The following is a 496-nucleotide window of genomic DNA, read 5'->3' as shown; positions in this document are numbered from 1 at the left end:
ATGCGGTAGCCGTGCAGCTTGATCTGATCGTCGAGCCGCCCGGCGTACTCGATCGTGCCGTCCGGCAGCCAGCGTCCGATATCGCCGGTGCGATACAGCCGCACGCCGGGGCGACCCGCGAGACGATCCTCGCCGAAGGCCAGCCGGGTCCGCTCGGCATCATGCAGATACCCTCGTCCGACGGCAAGTCCGCTGACGCAGATCTCGCCCTTGACGCCGATCGGGCACGGCTGCTGCCGCTCGTCCAGGATATAGATCGTCACATTGCGGATCGGTCGGCCGACCGGGATCTGCTGCGCATCGGGCATGCCGCGCAGTACATGCAGCGTCACGTCGTCGGACGCCTCCGTCGGGCCGTACGCATTGACGAGCGGGATCGCCGGAAATTGGGCAAACCAACGGCGCGCCAGCGCCGTCGTCAGCTTCTCCCCGGTGACGCTGACCGTCCGCATCGCCGGCAGCCGCGTCCCGTTCAGCTCGGCCGTCTCCAGCAGGA

The 496-nt window shown here is 68.1% G+C and carries 1 protein-coding gene; it reads right to left on the bottom strand.

Features of this window, described 5'->3' with window-relative positions:
- Positions 1-496, bottom strand: a 496-nt coding sequence (locus PA598K_RS14760) for an AMP-binding protein (RefSeq protein ID WP_185601983.1), incomplete at both ends; no start/stop codon positions are given.

This window comes from Paenibacillus sp. 598K, assembly GCF_003851045.1.
GTDB lineage: Bacteria > Bacillota > Bacilli > Paenibacillales > Paenibacillaceae > Paenibacillus_D.
Note: the sequence above shows the minus strand (reverse complement) of the source record. Positions and strands in the feature narration are given on the sequence as shown.